The organism is Lelliottia sp. RD5, from assembly GCF_056032945.1.
The window spans coordinates 174,309-189,578 of the sequence record NZ_JBVYHQ010000006.1 but is presented as its reverse complement, the minus strand read 5'-3'; the positions used below and the strand labels follow the sequence as shown (position 1 = coordinate 189,578).

Here is a 15,270-nt window from a genome sequence, read left to right as displayed (position 1 = left end):
CCTGTGAGACAGCAGTTTGTAGGGTAAATGCCCGATACCGCGTCGGGCAGCATAGCAGGATTTCTGCACAGTGTTAATGTGTTTACAAAAAAGCAACATTAAATAGTTTGCTGAATCGTTAAGGATGGTATAGCGGGGAGAGAGGACAACTTTCAGAGGTAAAACTTGCCTTTTGAAATTCAAACGCCGTTTAGCTATCACGTATAATTTGTGTAATAAATGCTCACACTCTTTATCCGTACACTTCGGGTGGTTTCCCAAGATTCGTCAAAACGTAAAAACACGGGTGAATATACTCGCGGCAACAAGAACGCCAATCGACACTGCTTACGCTGGAGTCACACTATGAAGTTGCCCTTTAAGCCACACCTGATTGTGCTGTTATGCAGTGCCGGGCTGTTAGCCGCGTCCGGCGTCATGTTTGTGAAAAGCCGCGCGCCGGAGAGCGTATCCACGCCGTCAGTAGCAACGCCACCCGCAGCGCCACAACCCGCGGCCCAGCCCCCCGTAGCAGTCGTTGCACCAACCTACACCGCCGCGCAAATCGATCAGTGGACTGCCCCTATCGCGCTGTATCCTGACGCGCTGCTGTCGCAAATCCTTATGGCATCCACGTATCCGGCGAACGTCATCCAGGCCGCACAGTGGTCGCAGGATAATCCCAAAATGCAGGGTGATGCGGCTATTCAGGCGGTGAGTGGTCAACCGTGGGATCCGAGCGTCAAATCGCTGGTCGCCTTTCCACAGCTGATGTCGCTGATGGGTGAAAACCCGCCATGGGTCCAGAATCTCGGCGACGCATTCCTCGCACAGCCCAAAGACGTGATGGATTCTGTGCAACGCTTACGTTTGCTGGCGCAGCAGACAGGTGCGCTGCAATCGACGCCGCAGCAAACGGTGACGACCGAAAAGAAAAAGGAACCTGCTCAGACTGCCAATGCCACTTCAAACGCGACCGTGACGGCAACCAATCCCACGGTGATCAAGATCGAATCCGCCGATCCACAGGTGGTGTACGTCCCGACGTATAATCCCGCCACGGTCTACGGGACCTGGCCCAACGCCAGCTATCCGCCGGTCTACCTGCCGCCCTCACCCGGTGAGCAATTTACGGATAGCCTGGTGAAAGGCCTGGGCTTCAGCCTGGGAGTAGCAACAACCTACGCGATTTTCAGCAATATCGACTGGGATGACGACGATGACTGGGATCATCACCACCACGATAACGATTACGACCGAAACGGCGGTTATAACCGTAACGGCAATAACAACATCAATATCAACGTCGATAACTTCAATAAAATCAGCGGGGATCGTTTAACAGACGCCCATCGCAGCTGGCAGCATAACCCGGCCTATCGTGACGGTGTGCCCTATCCGACCACCCCGCTCAATAACCGTTTTCATCCCACCAACACGGCGACAGGGTTGAGCGGCACACAGCAAAAACCAGTAAATCGCGATAGCCAACGGCAGGCGGCGCTGGCCCAGGTACAAAAATCGACGGGCAAAACGCTATCTCAAACGCAGCGCCCTGCGACAAAAGATGCGCAGCGTCAGGCGTCGAGCGCTCAGCTCAAACAGATTTCACAGCGCAATAATTATCGCGGGTACGACAACACCAAACCCCAGACCACGCAAAGAGCGGCCAATAAAGCGCAGCGTGAGAATCGTCAGACAACTTCTCAGCGTCAGGAAAAACGTGTTTCGCCAACCCTCCAGCAGCGAAACACGCAACCTCGCGCGAATGCCTTAAGTGGAAACGATAGTCGCTCAGGGAACTGGCAGTCGCAACAGCAGCGCGGATCGCAAAGCCGCCAAATGGCCTCTCGCCCCCATCAACCGGCGAGACAAATGCCTGCTGGCCGGACTGAACATCGTGAACTTCGTCATCGCTAAGGGAATCGACATGAAAAAGAAAATACTCGGTGGAATGATACTGTTGATGGTTTCCACTTTTGCGATCGCACAACAGCACTTCAGCACGCCCGAGCAGGCGACCGACGCATTGGCAAAAGCTATCAGCGAGCAAAATGAAGGCGAAATGAAGAACTTGCTTGGGGATGACTGGCGCAATTTCTTGCCGCCTGAAGGGGTCGACCCTGACGCCGTGGACCGTTTTGTACGTGACTGGAAGGTGAGCCACTCGACGGTCATTGCGGGCGATATCGCGCATCTGGTGGTGGGCGAGAGCAGCTGGCAATTGCCTATCCCCGTCGTGAAAGGGGCATCCGGCTGGCAGTTTGATATGCGCAAGGCAGCCGATGAGATCCTGACGCGTGAGATTGGTCGCAACGAGCTGGCCGCTATCGAAGCGCTTCACGCTTACGTTGATGCCCAGCAAAGCTATTACGCGCTCAACCAAACCTTTGCACAGAAAATCATCAGTTCAGAAGGAAAGAAAGATGGCCTCTACTGGCCTGCCGCCCCTGGCGAAGCCCCCAGCCCGCTTGGCCCGGCGTTTAGCCCACAGGTGCCGGGCACGGGCTATCACGGCTATCGGTTTCGCATTTTACCTGACAAAAACAACGGTTTTGCGATGATCGCCTGGCCCGTCAGCTACGGTCAGACAGGGGTGATGAGTTTTGTGATTAACCAGGATGACAACGTTTATCAGGCCAATCTGGGCGAGGAAACGCAGCGAAGAGCAGAGGCGACAGTTGTGTACCCTCAGGCTAAAAACTGGCAGCTTGTGACACCCTAGATAACGCGGGGGGGAATTGTGTTTGCCGGGTCAACCAAGGTGTCCCGGCAAACAGCAACGGAGATTACAGAATGTTAGCGACGGATTTCGCCAGTTGAGCTTCCAGAACCGGCTTCGCTTCTTCGAACTTCAAGTTCACTTTGTTCGCGTTTGAAACAACACGCGTTTGATATTTCGCGCGATCGCCTTGTTCAGAGCTGGTCTGCAATTTCACACCAGAGGTGCCTTGACGCAGGGCGGCAATATTGTCGGTTGTCACCTTCGCTTTGCTACGCTCAGAAATCTGCAGGTCAGTCACCATGGTATAGTTCACGTCTTCAACCATTGCATCTGCAGCCATGCCAATCAGACCTGCGGCCAGACCCACACCCAGTGCAGCACCGGAAGAACTGCTGTTGTAGGCCGTGATCCCTGCACCCAGCGCAGCACCGACCGCAGCACCTTCGTAGCCGGTTTTCAGGTAGCCCTGAGTCTCGCGCAGGTCCATTTTATTCGCTTTAAGCACGTTTGCCTGAACCCAGTAGTAAGCACTTTCTGGGGAGTTGGTCACTTTGTACCCTTTCGCGCTCAGATCGTTAGCCAGCAGCGTTTGCAGGTTACTCATGTCTTTATCAGAGGTATTTTTTACCTGAATATAAACAGTTTTCTCACTGGACGGCTCAAGCCAGATGGTCTCGCTCATCTGGGTTTTCACTTCCAGATTACGTTTTTTCACAGCGGTAGTCATCGCGCCGCACCCTGTCAACGTCAGCGCTGCCGCGACTAAACCAATCACAGCCACTTTTTTCAAAGACATTTTTTTTCCTTTTTGTGTAATAAAGAGTCCAGAACTTAATAACCGCGCAGCCATTAGCCACACAATGGTGAAAAAGTTATCGGCAGATCACGGTAAACTTTTAATAAAAACATCAATGAAATAGCTACTAAATCGGGTAGTTTTCAGGCAAAAAAAAACGCCTCCGGAGAGGCGTTTTCATCGCTGCAAGAAGATTATTTCTTCTTGGCTTTCGCGTTCGGCAGGTCGGTGATGCTACCTTCAAACACTTCAGCCGCCAGGCCCACTGACTCGTGCAGAGTCGGGTGCGCGTGGATGGTCAGCGCGATGTCTTCAGCGTCACAGCCCATTTCGATAGCCAGACCGATTTCACCTAGCAGTTCGCCGCCGTTGGTGCCAACAATTGCACCGCCGATAACACGGTGAGTCTCTTTGTCGAAGATCAGTTTGGTCACGCCGTCTGCGCAATCAGAAGCGATAGCACGGCCAGAAGCAGCCCACGGGAAGGTGGCGGTTTCGTAGCTAATGCCTTTTTCTTTCGCTTCTTTCTCGGTCAGACCCACCCAGGCAACTTCTGGCTCGGTGTACGCGATCGATGGGATCACTTTCGGATCGAAGTAGTGCTTCATGCCCGCGATAACTTCAGCGGCAACGTGGCCTTCGTGAACACCTTTGTGCGCCAGCATTGGCTGACCGACGATGTCGCCGATTGCAAAGATGTGCGGCACGTTGGTGCGCAGCTGTTTGTCCACACGGATAAAGCCACGGTCGTCAACTTCTACGCCCGCTGCGCCCGCATCGAGATTCTTACCGTTCGGCACACGGCCGATAGCAACCAGCACCGCGTCGTAACGCTGCGCTTCGCCAGGGGCTTTTTTGCCTTCCATGGAAACGTAAATACCGTCTTCTTTTGCTTCAACGGCAGTCACTTTGGTTTCCAGCATCAGGTTGAATTTCTTGCTGATGCGTTTGGTGAAGACTTTAACGATGTCTTTGTCCGCAGCCGGGATAACCTGGTCGAACATTTCAACCACGTCAATCTCTGAACCCAGCGCGTGATAAACGGTCGCCATTTCCAGACCGATGATACCGCCACCCATAACCAGCAAACGCTTAGGTACGGATTTCAGCTCCAGCGCATCGGTGGAATCCCACACGCGTGGATCTTCATGTGGAATGAACGGCAGTTCAATCGGACGGGAACCCGCCGCGATGATCGCGTTGTCAAAGTTGATCACGGTTTTGCCGTTTTCGCCTTCAACTTCCAGGGTGTTTGCCCCGGTGAATTTACCCAGACCGTTAACCACTTTCACTTTACGGCCTTTCGCCATACCAGCCAGACCGCCGGTCAGTTGGGTGATAACTTTTTCTTTCCAGGTACGAATCTTGTCGATATCGGTTTTCGGCTCGCCGAAGACGATACCGTGATCAGCCAGCGCTTTGGCTTCTTCGATAACTTTTGCAACGTGCAGCAGCGCTTTTGAAGGGATACAGCCGACGTTCAGACAAACACCACCAAGGGTGCTGTAACGTTCTACGATGACGGTTTCCAGACCTAAATCCGCTGCGCGGAATGCTGCGGAGTAACCTGCTGGGCCTGCCCCAAGTACCACGACCTGAGTTTTGATTTCTGTGCTCATCATGACCTCTTAATTTATACCCGTCGTCCACCGGGTCGTTCTATCCGCCCGCAGTTTACAAAATTGTTAACAATTTTGAAACAACAAACGGCTCACGAAATATCGCTTTCGCCAGTAACCTCACAACCTTCATGAGATTAGAAGACAAAAAGCCGGCCGATTGGCCGGCTTTTCGATTACATCACCAGGCGGCGAATGTCGCTCAAGGTGTTGTTGATGATGGTGATAAAGCGCGCACCATCAGCCCCATCGATCACGCGGTGGTCGAAGGAAAGAGAGATTGGCATCATCAGACGCGGCACGAACTCTTTACCATTCCACACAGGTTCCATCGCGGATTTGGAAACCCCGAGGATTGCCACTTCCGGCGCGTTAACGATCGGTGCGAAGTGGGTTGTACCCAGGCCGCCGATGCTGGAGATAGTGAAGCAACCGCCCTGCATTTCGCCGGCAGTCAGCTTACCATCACGCGCTTTCTTGGAAATCACGGTCAGTTCACGGGACAGCTCAGTAATGCTCTTCTTGTTCACGTCTTTGAAGACTGGAACAACCAGACCATTTGGCGTATCAACCGCAACACCGATGTTGATGTATTTTTTCAGCGTCAGACGCTGCGCGTCTTCAGACAGAGAGCTGTTGAAACGTGGCATCTGCTCAAGCGCCGCAGCAACCGCTTTCATGATGAAGACCACTGGCGTGAATTTCACATCCAGACGGCGCTTCTCAGCTTCTGCGTTCTGCTGTTTACGGAACGCTTCCAGATCGGTGATATCGGTTTTGTCGAAGTGCGTAACGTGCGGGATCATTACCCAGTTACGGCTCAGGTTCGCGCCAGAGATTTTCTGGATACGGCCCAGCTCAACTTCTTCGATTTCGCCAAACTTGCTGTAGTCGATCTTCGGCCATGGCAGCATGCCTGGCAGACCGCCGCCGGATGCAGCAGCAGGTGCAGCTTCAGCACGTTTCACCGCGTCTTTTACGTAAGTCTGAACGTCTTCGCGCAGGATACGACCTTTACGGCCAGTGCCTTTCACTTTCGCCAGGTTTACGCCGAACTCGCGCGCCAGACGGCGAATCAGCGGAGTGGCGTGAACGTAAGCGTCGTTTTCAGCGAACTCAGATTTGCCTTCTGCTTTTGCAGCAGGGGCCGCAGCAGGTTTAGCAGCCTGAGCCGGTGCAGCAGCAGGTGCTGGCGCAGCAGCCGGAGCCGCCGCAGGCGCAGCGCCTTCCACTTCGAAGACCATAATCAGAGAACCGGTAGACACTTTGTCGCCAGCGCTGATTTTAATTTCTTTCACGGTACCTGCGAACGGAGCCGGGACTTCCATAGAGGCTTTGTCGCCTTCTACGGTGATCAGTGACTGTTCAGCGGCAACTTTGTCGCCCACTTTCACCATCACTTCAGTCACTTCAACTTCGTCACCGCCGATATCCGGCACGTTAACGTCTTTCGCGCCAGAAGCCGCTGGTGCAGCCGCAGCTGGGGCCGCTTCTGCTTTAGCCGGAGCCGCAGCAGGTGCGCTACCCGCGACTTCGAAGACCATAATCAGAGAACCGGTAGACACTTTGTCGCCGGTATTGATTTTGATCTCTTTGACCACGCCTGCGAACGGCGCCGGAACTTCCATAGAGGCTTTGTCGCCTTCTACAGTAATCAGGGACTGTTCAGCCGCAACGGTGTCGCCGACTTTAACCATGATCTCAGTGACTTCAACTTCGTCGCCGCCGATATCCGGTACGTTAACCTCTTTTGCAGCCGCGGCTGCTGGTGCCGCAGCTGGAGCTGCCGCTTCTTTCTTCTCTTCCTGCGCAGGTGCAGCAGCTGCTGCACCGTCGGCGGAATCGAAAATCATGATCAGTTTGCCCGTCTCGGTTTTATCGCCAACGGAGACTTTGATCTCTTTAACGATGCCAGCCTGTGGAGACGGGACTTCCATAGAGGCTTTGTCGCCTTCTACGGTGATCAGCGACTGTTCAGCTTCAACTTTGTCGCCTACTTTGACCAGGATCTCGGTGATTTCAACTTCATCAGCCCCGATGTCCGGTACATTGATTTCGATAGCCATTATTCTTTTACCTCTTACGCCAGACGCGGGTTAACTTTATCTGCATCGATGTTGAATTTGGTAATTGCTTCCGCAACCACTTTCTTATCGATTTCGCCACGTTTAGCCAGTTCGCCCAGCGCTGCAACCACCACATAAGAAGCATCAACTTCGAAGTGGTGACGCAGGTTTTCACGGCTGTCGGAGCGACCGAAGCCATCGGTACCCAGTACGCGGTAATCATCAGCCGGTACGTAAGTACGAACCTGCTCGGCGAACAGTTTCATATAGTCAGTAGATGCCACTGCCGGCGCGTCGTTCATCACCTGAGCAATGTACGGAACGCGCGGAGTTTCCAGTGGGTGCAGCATGTTCCAGCGCTCACAATCCTGGCCATCACGCGCCAGTTCAGTGAAGGAGGTCACGCTGTACACGTCGGAACCGACACCGTAGTCGTTCGCCAGGATCTGCGCTGCTTCACGAACGTGACGCAGGATAGAACCGGAGCCCAACAGCTGAACTTTACCTTTGCTACCCGCAACGGTTTCGAGTTTGTAGATACCTTTACGGATACCTTCCTCAGCACCTTCCGGCATCGCCGGCATGTGGTAGTTTTCGTTCAGCGTGGTGATGTAGTAGTAAACGTTCTCTTGCGCTTCACCGTACATACGAACCAGACCGTCATGCATGATGACTGCCACTTCGTACGCGTAAGACGGGTCATAAGAGATACAGTTCGGGATAGTCAGAGACTGAATGTGGCTGTGGCCATCTTCGTGCTGCAGACCTTCGCCGTTCAGTGTCGTACGACCGGAAGTACCACCGACCAGGAAGCCGCGAGCCTGTTGGTCGCCAGCCTGCCAGCACAGGTCACCGATACGCTGGAAACCGAACATAGAATAGTAGATGTAGAACGGAATCATCGGCAGGTTGTTGGTGCTGTAAGATGTTGCAGCAGCCAGCCAGGATGCGCCTGCGCCCAGCTCGTTGATACCTTCCTGCAGAATCTGACCTTTCTCGTCTTCTTTGTAGTATGCAACCTGCTCACGGTCCTGCGGGGTGTACTGCTGGCCGTTCGGGCTGTAAATACCAATCTGACGGAACAGACCTTCCATACCGAAAGTACGCGCTTCATCGGCGATGATTGGAACCAGACGATCTTTGATCGACTTGTTTTTCAGCATCACGTTCAGGGCACGAACGAAAGCGATAGTGGTAGAGATCTCTTTGTTCTGCTCTTCCAGCAGCTGGGAGAAATCTTCCAGAGCAGGCAGTTCCAGAGTCTCAGTGAAGTTCACCTGACGGGACGGCAGGTAGCCGTTCAGTTTCTGACGCTGTGCGTGCAGATAGGTGTGTTCTTCAGAGCCTTCCGGGAAGGTGATGTAAGACAGGTTTTCTACCTGCTCATCGGTCACTGGCACGTTGAAACGATCGCGGACGTAACGAACGCCGTCCATGTTCATTTTCTTCACCTGGTGCGCGATGTTTTTACCTTCGGCGGTGTCACCCATGCCATAACCTTTAACGGTATGCGCCAGGATAACAGTTGCTTTGCCTTTGGTGTCTTGTGCGTTTTTCAGTGCTGCGTAGACTTTCTTCGGATCGTGACCACCACGGTTCAGTGCCCAGATCTGATCGTCAGACCAGTCGGCAACCAGCGCTGCGGTTTCAGGATATTTACCGAAGAAGTGCTCACGAACGTAGGCACCGTTTTTGGATTTGAAGGTCTGATAATCGCCGTCAACAGTTTCCTGCATCAGCTGCATCAGTTTACCGCTGGTGTCTTTACGCAGCAGCTCATCCCAACGACCGCCCCACATCACTTTAACCACGTTCCAGCCAGCACCCGCGAAGATGCCTTCCAGTTCGTTGATGATCTTGCCGTTGCCGGTTACCGGACCATCCAGACGCTGCAGGTTACAGTTGATGATGAAGCACAGGTTGTCCAGCTTCTCACGGGTTGCGATAGTGATCGCACCTTTAGATTCTGGCTCATCCATTTCGCCGTCGCCCAGGAAGGCGTAAACGGTCTGCTGAGAGGTGTCTTTCAGGCCACGGTGTTCCAGATATTTCAGGAATTTAGCCTGGTAGATCGCACCGATTGGACCCAGACCCATAGAAACGGTCGGGAACTGCCAGAATTCTGGCATCAGTTTCGGGTGCGGATAAGAGGACAGACCTTTACCGTGAACTTCCTGACGGAAGTTGTTCATCTGCTCTTCAGTCAGACGACCTTCCAGGAACGCACGTGCGTAGACGCCCGGAGAGATGTGGCCCTGGAAGTACACCAGGTCGCCGCCGTCTTTCTCGGTGCGTGCGCGGAAGAAGTGGTTAAAGCACACTTCATAAACGGTCGCAGAAGACTGGAAGGAAGCCATGTGGCCGCCCAGTTCCAGGTCTTTCTTGGATGCGCGCAGAACGGTCATGATCGCGTTCCAGCGAATTGCAGAACGGATACGGCGTTCCAGATCCAGATTGCCCGGGTATTCCGGTTCGTCTTCAACGGCAATCGTGTTTACGTAGTTGCTAGCCCCTGCACCTGCTGCTACTTTCACGCCGCCTTTGCGGGCTTCTGAAAGCAACTCATTAATCAGATACTGAGCACGCTCAACACCTTCTTCACGGATGACCGATTCGATCGCTTGTAGCCAGTCGCGAGTTTCGATCGGATCCACGTCATTTTGGAGACGTTCTGACATGGGGGTATTCCTTATCTATCTAATACGTTGATTTGTCTGGAACCTGTCCCATTGGGCTTTCTGTTCTTCATCTTTCAGGCTGTCGCTTTGTTGGCGGCATTTGCTCACCGCTGCGATACAACTCAAACTATTTCGAACGACAAAAGCACAATAAGACAGGTTCTGCGTTTAGTTGCCGCGCTCTAAAAAAGGCGCTTAATCCTTTCTTTGCTGTATGCGACGCAGTGAACGTTCGCGACGCGATTGTTCACGGCTGCGGTCCAGCAAGATTTCCTCAATGAAAGCCAGGTGGCGGTGCGACGCTTCACGCGCATGCTCCGGTTCCCCGGCCATTATCGCCTCGAATACACGAGTACGATGGTTGCTGACCAGCGGAAGCATTTCCCGGCGGGCATACAACAATTCAAAATTTTGTCGAACATTCTGGGCCAGCATCGGCTCCATGCAGCGTAGCAGATGGAGGAGTACCACATTGTGAGCCGCTTCGGTGACGGCAATTTGGTACTGGACGACGGCATCGGACTCGGCGTCGAGATCGCCTGACTCTTGTGCCCGTTCAATGGCCTGATGAAGCTCGCGAATACGTTCACGGTCTTCATCATTGCTGCGCAGTGCCGCGTAATAAGCAGCGATACCTTCAAGCGCGTGACGGGTTTCAAGCAGGTCAAACTGGGATTCTGGGTGGTCAGACAGAAGCTCTACCAACGGATCGCTGAAGCTCTGCCACAGGCTGTTTTGAACAAAAGTTCCGCCGCCCTGGCGACGAAGCAGCAAGCCCTTGGCTTCGAGACGTTGAATCGCCTCACGCAGAGAGGGACGGGAAACATCGAACTGTTTAGCCAGTTCGCGTTCAGGCGGGAGTTTTTCACCGGGGCGCAGAGTCCCTTCGAGGATCAAAAACTCCAGCTGCTGCTCAATCACATCGGATAGTTTTGGTTGGCGAATTTTGCTGTAGGCCATATTCCCTGTCTTACGCCTTTTTGCCCGGAGTCAATTGGTCTTACCAATTTAATATTCGTATCGGTAAAGTAACAAAGTATTCACCTTCTGTCCATCGTGGTTTTGATTGAAATCAGTAAACCCGGCACATTTTAACAACCTTACAGAAATAACGTTTCAGAAATGTAACTTTGCACAAATGAATTGATTACCCATAAAGAGGCAGTTTTAACTTTAATGAAACGCGAAATACGCCATTTGAACCGATTCACCATGACAAATAATGAATTTTTACCCCCCTAATGAAGCATTTTTATTCTATACCCAGATAAAAGGGGTTACCGGCAGCAACTTACAATTGCTTTCTTTTTATTCAACTCGTCATCGACCCTTTATAAAGCAGGTGCATTCGCGAGCGCTTACCACTATTCTGACGCTTAAGGAAGATGCCTTCCGTTTTTTAGGTCATTTGAACCGTAACGAAATAAATACATGAAATGGAATTTCATAATTACACACGCCATAGCGTGAACATAACAACCACACACGAGGTTTCACATAATGGAAGGTCAACAGCATGGCGATCAGCTGAAGCGCGGCCTTAAAAACCGCCATATTCAGCTTATTGCTTTGGGTGGCGCTATCGGCACCGGCCTGTTTCTGGGCAGCGCATCCGTTATTCAGTCAGCAGGCCCAGGCATTATTCTCGGCTACGCTATCGCCGGTTTTATCGCGTTCTTAATCATGCGTCAGTTAGGCGAAATGGTCGTTGAAGAGCCGGTAGCTGGCTCCTTCAGCCACTTTGCCTATAAATACTGGGGCGGCTTTGCCGGCTTCGCGTCAGGCTGGAACTATTGGGTGCTGTACGTTTTGGTCGCGATGGCAGAACTCACCGCCGTCGGGAAATATATTCAGTTCTGGTATCCGGAAATCCCAACCTGGGCTTCCGCGGCAGTCTTCTTTGTGCTGATCAACGCCATCAACCTGACCAACGTCAAAGTGTTCGGTGAGATGGAGTTCTGGTTCGCGATTATCAAAGTGATCGCCGTGGTAGCAATGATCCTCTTCGGCGGCTGGTTACTGTTCAGCGGCAACGGCGGCCCTCAAGCCACCGTACGCAACCTGTGGGAGCAAGGCGGTTTCCTGCCTCACGGCATGACCGGTCTGGTGATGATGATGGCGATCATTATGTTCTCGTTTGGCGGCCTTGAGCTGGTGGGTATCACCGCCGCAGAAGCCGATAACCCGGAGCAGAGCATCCCGAAAGCCACCAACCAGGTTATCTACCGTATTCTGATTTTCTATGTGGGTTCGCTGGCCGTTCTGCTCTCTTTACTGCCATGGACGCGCGTAACCGCTGACACCAGCCCGTTTGTGCTTATCTTCCATGAGCTGGGCGACACCTTCGTGGCAAACGCTCTGAACGTCGTGGTGCTGACTGCAGCGCTGTCCGTTTATAACAGCTGCGTGTACTGCAACAGCCGCATGCTGTTTGGTCTGGCTCAACAGGGTAACGCACCAAAAGCGCTGCTGAATCTGGACAAGCGTGGCGTGCCGGTGAACACCATTCTGGTTTCAGCGGTGGTCACCGCCCTTTGCGTACTGATTAACTATCTGGCCCCGGAATCAGCGTTCGGTCTGCTGATGGCGCTGGTTGTCTCTGCGCTTGTCATCAACTGGGCGATGATAAGCCTCGCGCACATCAAGTTCCGTCGTGCTAAGCAATTGCAGGGTGTGAAAACGCGCTTCCCAGCCCTGTTCTATCCTATCGGTAACTGGGTTTGCCTGGCGTTTATGGCGGCGGTGCTGGTGATCATGCTGATAACACCGGGTATGGCAATCTCCGTTTATCTGATCCCGGTTTGGGTCGTGATTCTGGGTATTGGCTACCTGTTCAAACAGAAAAACGCGAAAACTGTTAAAGCCCATTAATCTCGTCTGACTCAGTGCCCGGCCTCGGGCACTGAGCGTGTTACCTCCCTCACAAATTCTCACCCACAGCGATTTCATCCATATCACCGCCTTTATCTTGCTACGCAAATATTCATTTGCCAGCAAATAATTCTCTCCATACTGCAATTCGGAGAGCTGTCGATGAATAACAATAAACTGTCAGTCAAAGAAAAGATCGGCTATGGGATGGGCGACGCGGGATGCAACATCATCTTCGGCGCCATCATGTTGTTTGTTAACTATTTTTACACGGATATCTTTGGACTCGCACCGGCACTGGTCGGCGTTTTACTGCTGTCGGTACGCGTCATCGATGCCATTACTGACCCGATCATGGGCGCGATTGCGGATCGTACCCGCAGTAAATATGGCCGATTTCGTCCATGGCTGCTATGGATTGCCTTCCCCTACGCGCTGTTCAGTGTGCTGATGTTTACGACGCCAGAGTGGACGTACAACAGCAAAGTTATCTATGCTTTTGTCACTTATTTCCTGCTGTCACTCACCTATACCGCCATCAATATTCCTTACTGCTCGTTAGGCAGCGTGATCACCAACGATCCTAAAGAGCGCGTGGCGTGCCAGTCCTATCGCTTCGTGATGGTAGGTATTGCCACCCTGCTGCTGTCGTTAACCTTGCTGCCGATGGTGGAGTACTTCGGCGGGGATAACAAAGCCAAGGGCTACCAGATGGCGATGACGGTGCTGGCGCTTATCGGCACCTGTATGTTCCTGTTCAGCTTCGCGACCGTGCGGGAGCGTATTCGCCCGGCGGTTCAAACCAACGACGAACTGAAAAACGATCTGAAAGACGCGTGGAAAAACGATCAGTGGGTGCGCATCTTACTGCTGACATTGTGTAACGTCTGCCCGGGCTTTATCCGCATGGCGGCGACAATGTATTACGTCACCTGGGTTATGGGGCAAAGTACCCACTTTGCGACGCTGTTTATCAGCCTGGGTGTCGTCGGGATGATGCTCGGAAGCATGCTGGCGAAAGTCCTGACCGACCGCTGGTGTAAACTGAAAGTGTTCTTCTGGACCAACATCGCGCTCGCAATTTTCTCCTGCGCGTTTTATTTCTTCGATCCCAAAGCCACGACGACGATTGTCGCGCTCTACTTCCTGCTGAACATTCTGCATCAGATCCCTTCCCCGCTGCACTGGTCGCTCATGGCGGATGTGGACGATTACGGCGAGTGGAAAACCGGCAAACGCATCACCGGGATCAGCTTCTCCGGCAACATTTTCTTCCTGAAGTTGGGGCTGGCGATTGCCGGTGCGATGGTGGGCTTTCTGCTCTCCTGGTACGGCTATGACGCCGGTGCAAAAGCGCAAAGCGCCGAGGCAATCAACGGAATCGTATTACTCTTTACCGTGATTCCGGGCGTCGGCTATCTGCTCACTGCGGGTGTGGTACGCCTGTTGAAAGTGGACCGTGAAACGATGAAGCAAATTCAGGAAGACCTTGAGAAGCGTCGCACCAACTATCGCGAACTGAGCGACTATCAGGAACTGAAAACGGCTGAGACAAAATAAGGAAGCCCCATGCGTAACTGGCCAAATCCCTTTATCGAACAACGTGCCGACCCGTATATTTTGCATCACGAGGGGCAATATTATTTCATTGCCTCGGTACCAGAATACGACAGGCTGGCCCTTCGCCGCGCCGACTCGCTGGAAGGATTGCGCAGCGCAGAAGAAATTGCGGTGTGGCACAAACCGGACACCGGCCCGATGAGTGAGCTCATTTGGGCTCCGGAACTGCATCACATTGATGGAAAGTGGTACATCTATTTTGCTGCGACGCACACGCAAGCGCTGGATAAGTTGGGTATGTTCCAGCACCGGATGTTTGCACTCGAAGGTACAGGCGGCGATCCGCTTAATGCACAGTGGGTCGAGAAAGGACAAATCAAAACCCCGTTTGATACCTTTGCGCTCGACGCCACCACCTTTGTTCATCACGGCAAACGCTGGTATCTGTGGGCACAAAAAGCCCCGGATATCTCGGGTAATTCCAATCTGTATCTATGCGAAATGGAAAATCCCTGGACGCTGAAAGGCGATCCCGTGATGCTGAGTAAACCGGAGTATGACTGGGAATGCCGTGGATTTTGGGTTAACGAAGGGCCGGCGGTTTTAGTGCACGACAACAAACTGTTTATCAGCTATTCCGCCAGTGCGACGGATGAGAACTACTGCATGGGGCTGCTGTGGATAGACATGAATGCCGATCCTAAAAACCCGCAAAACTGGCACAAAGCGCCGCGTCCCGTATTCACCACCAGCTATGAAAATCGCCAGTACGGGCCGGGGCATAACAGCTTCACGCAGACGCCAGACGGCGAAGATGTGCTGGTGTATCACGCGAGAAATTACACTGAAATTGAAGGCGATCCGCTGTACGATCCCAACCGTCATACCCGTCTGAAATTGGTATGTTGGAACGAAAACGGAATGCCCGATTTTGGCATCCCGCCCGCCGATACGCTTTAATTGACGCGGTACGCTG

General features: G+C 52.9%; 10 protein-coding genes. 5 read left to right on the top strand and 5 right to left on the bottom strand.

The features are described 5' to 3' along the window. Nucleotides 1–345: 345 nt before the first annotated feature. Both AC0LWE_RS18020 and AC0LWE_RS18015 read left to right on the top strand, forming a co-directional pair. Nucleotides 346–1,899, top strand: a complete 1,554-nt coding sequence (locus AC0LWE_RS18020; protein ID WP_219347057.1) for a DUF3300 domain-containing protein — start codon at nt 346–348, stop codon at nt 1,897–1,899. A 10-nt stretch (nt 1,900–1,909) separates the two neighbouring features. After that, entirely contained in the window at nt 1,910–2,704 is a 795-nt protein-coding gene (locus tag AC0LWE_RS18015; RefSeq protein WP_219347058.1) for a DUF2950 family protein, read from the top strand. A gap of 64 nt (nt 2,705–2,768) precedes the next feature. On the opposite strand, the gene traT is transcribed toward AC0LWE_RS18015, so the two are convergent. The 5 genes from traT to pdhR all read right to left on the bottom strand — a co-directional run bounded on the left by traT (nt 2,769) and on the right by pdhR (nt 10,823). After that, complete coding sequence (traT, locus tag AC0LWE_RS18010) at nt 2,769–3,500, bottom strand: complement resistance protein TraT (RefSeq protein WP_059180102.1); 732 nt, start codon at nt 3,498–3,500, stop codon at nt 2,769–2,771. A gap of 194 nt (nt 3,501–3,694) precedes the next feature. Beyond that, nucleotides 3,695–5,119 carry a dihydrolipoyl dehydrogenase gene (lpdA, locus tag AC0LWE_RS18005; protein WP_012016070.1) on the bottom strand — a complete coding sequence of 475 codons (1,425 nt, stop codon included), beginning with the start codon at nt 5,117–5,119 and terminating at the stop codon, nt 3,695–3,697. Between the two features lie 176 nt (nt 5,120–5,295). Further along, nucleotides 5,296–7,185, bottom strand: a complete 1,890-nt coding sequence (gene aceF, locus AC0LWE_RS18000) for a pyruvate dehydrogenase complex dihydrolipoyllysine-residue acetyltransferase (protein WP_059180103.1) — start codon at nt 7,183–7,185, stop codon at nt 5,296–5,298. Between the two features lie 14 nt (nt 7,186–7,199). Beyond that, on the bottom strand, nt 7,200–9,863 hold the full coding sequence (aceE, locus tag AC0LWE_RS17995) for a pyruvate dehydrogenase (acetyl-transferring), homodimeric type (RefSeq protein ID WP_059180104.1): 2,664 nt from the start codon (nt 9,861–9,863) through the stop codon (nt 7,200–7,202). 195 nt (nt 9,864–10,058) lie between these two features. Then, entirely contained in the window at nt 10,059–10,823 is a 765-nt protein-coding gene (pdhR, locus tag AC0LWE_RS17990) for a pyruvate dehydrogenase complex transcriptional repressor PdhR (RefSeq protein ID WP_012016067.1), read from the bottom strand. Nucleotides 10,824–11,360: 537 nt separating this feature from the next. Here pdhR and aroP point away from each other — a divergent pair. The 3 genes from aroP to AC0LWE_RS17975 all read left to right on the top strand — a co-directional run bounded on the left by aroP (nt 11,361) and on the right by AC0LWE_RS17975 (nt 15,254). Continuing rightward, the gene (aroP, locus tag AC0LWE_RS17985; RefSeq protein WP_165500927.1) at nt 11,361–12,734 is read left to right on the top strand and encodes an aromatic amino acid transporter AroP; all 1,374 of its coding nucleotides are present in this window, start codon (nt 11,361–11,363) and stop codon (nt 12,732–12,734) included. 162 nt (nt 12,735–12,896) lie between these two features. After that, nucleotides 12,897–14,294, top strand: a complete 1,398-nt coding sequence (locus tag AC0LWE_RS17980) for a glycoside-pentoside-hexuronide (GPH):cation symporter (protein ID WP_059180106.1) — start codon at nt 12,897–12,899, stop codon at nt 14,292–14,294. A 9-nt stretch (nt 14,295–14,303) separates the two neighbouring features. Beyond that, entirely contained in the window at nt 14,304–15,254 is a 951-nt protein-coding gene (locus AC0LWE_RS17975; RefSeq protein ID WP_059180107.1) for a glycoside hydrolase family 43 protein, read from the top strand. Nucleotides 15,255–15,270: the final 16 nt, after the last annotated feature.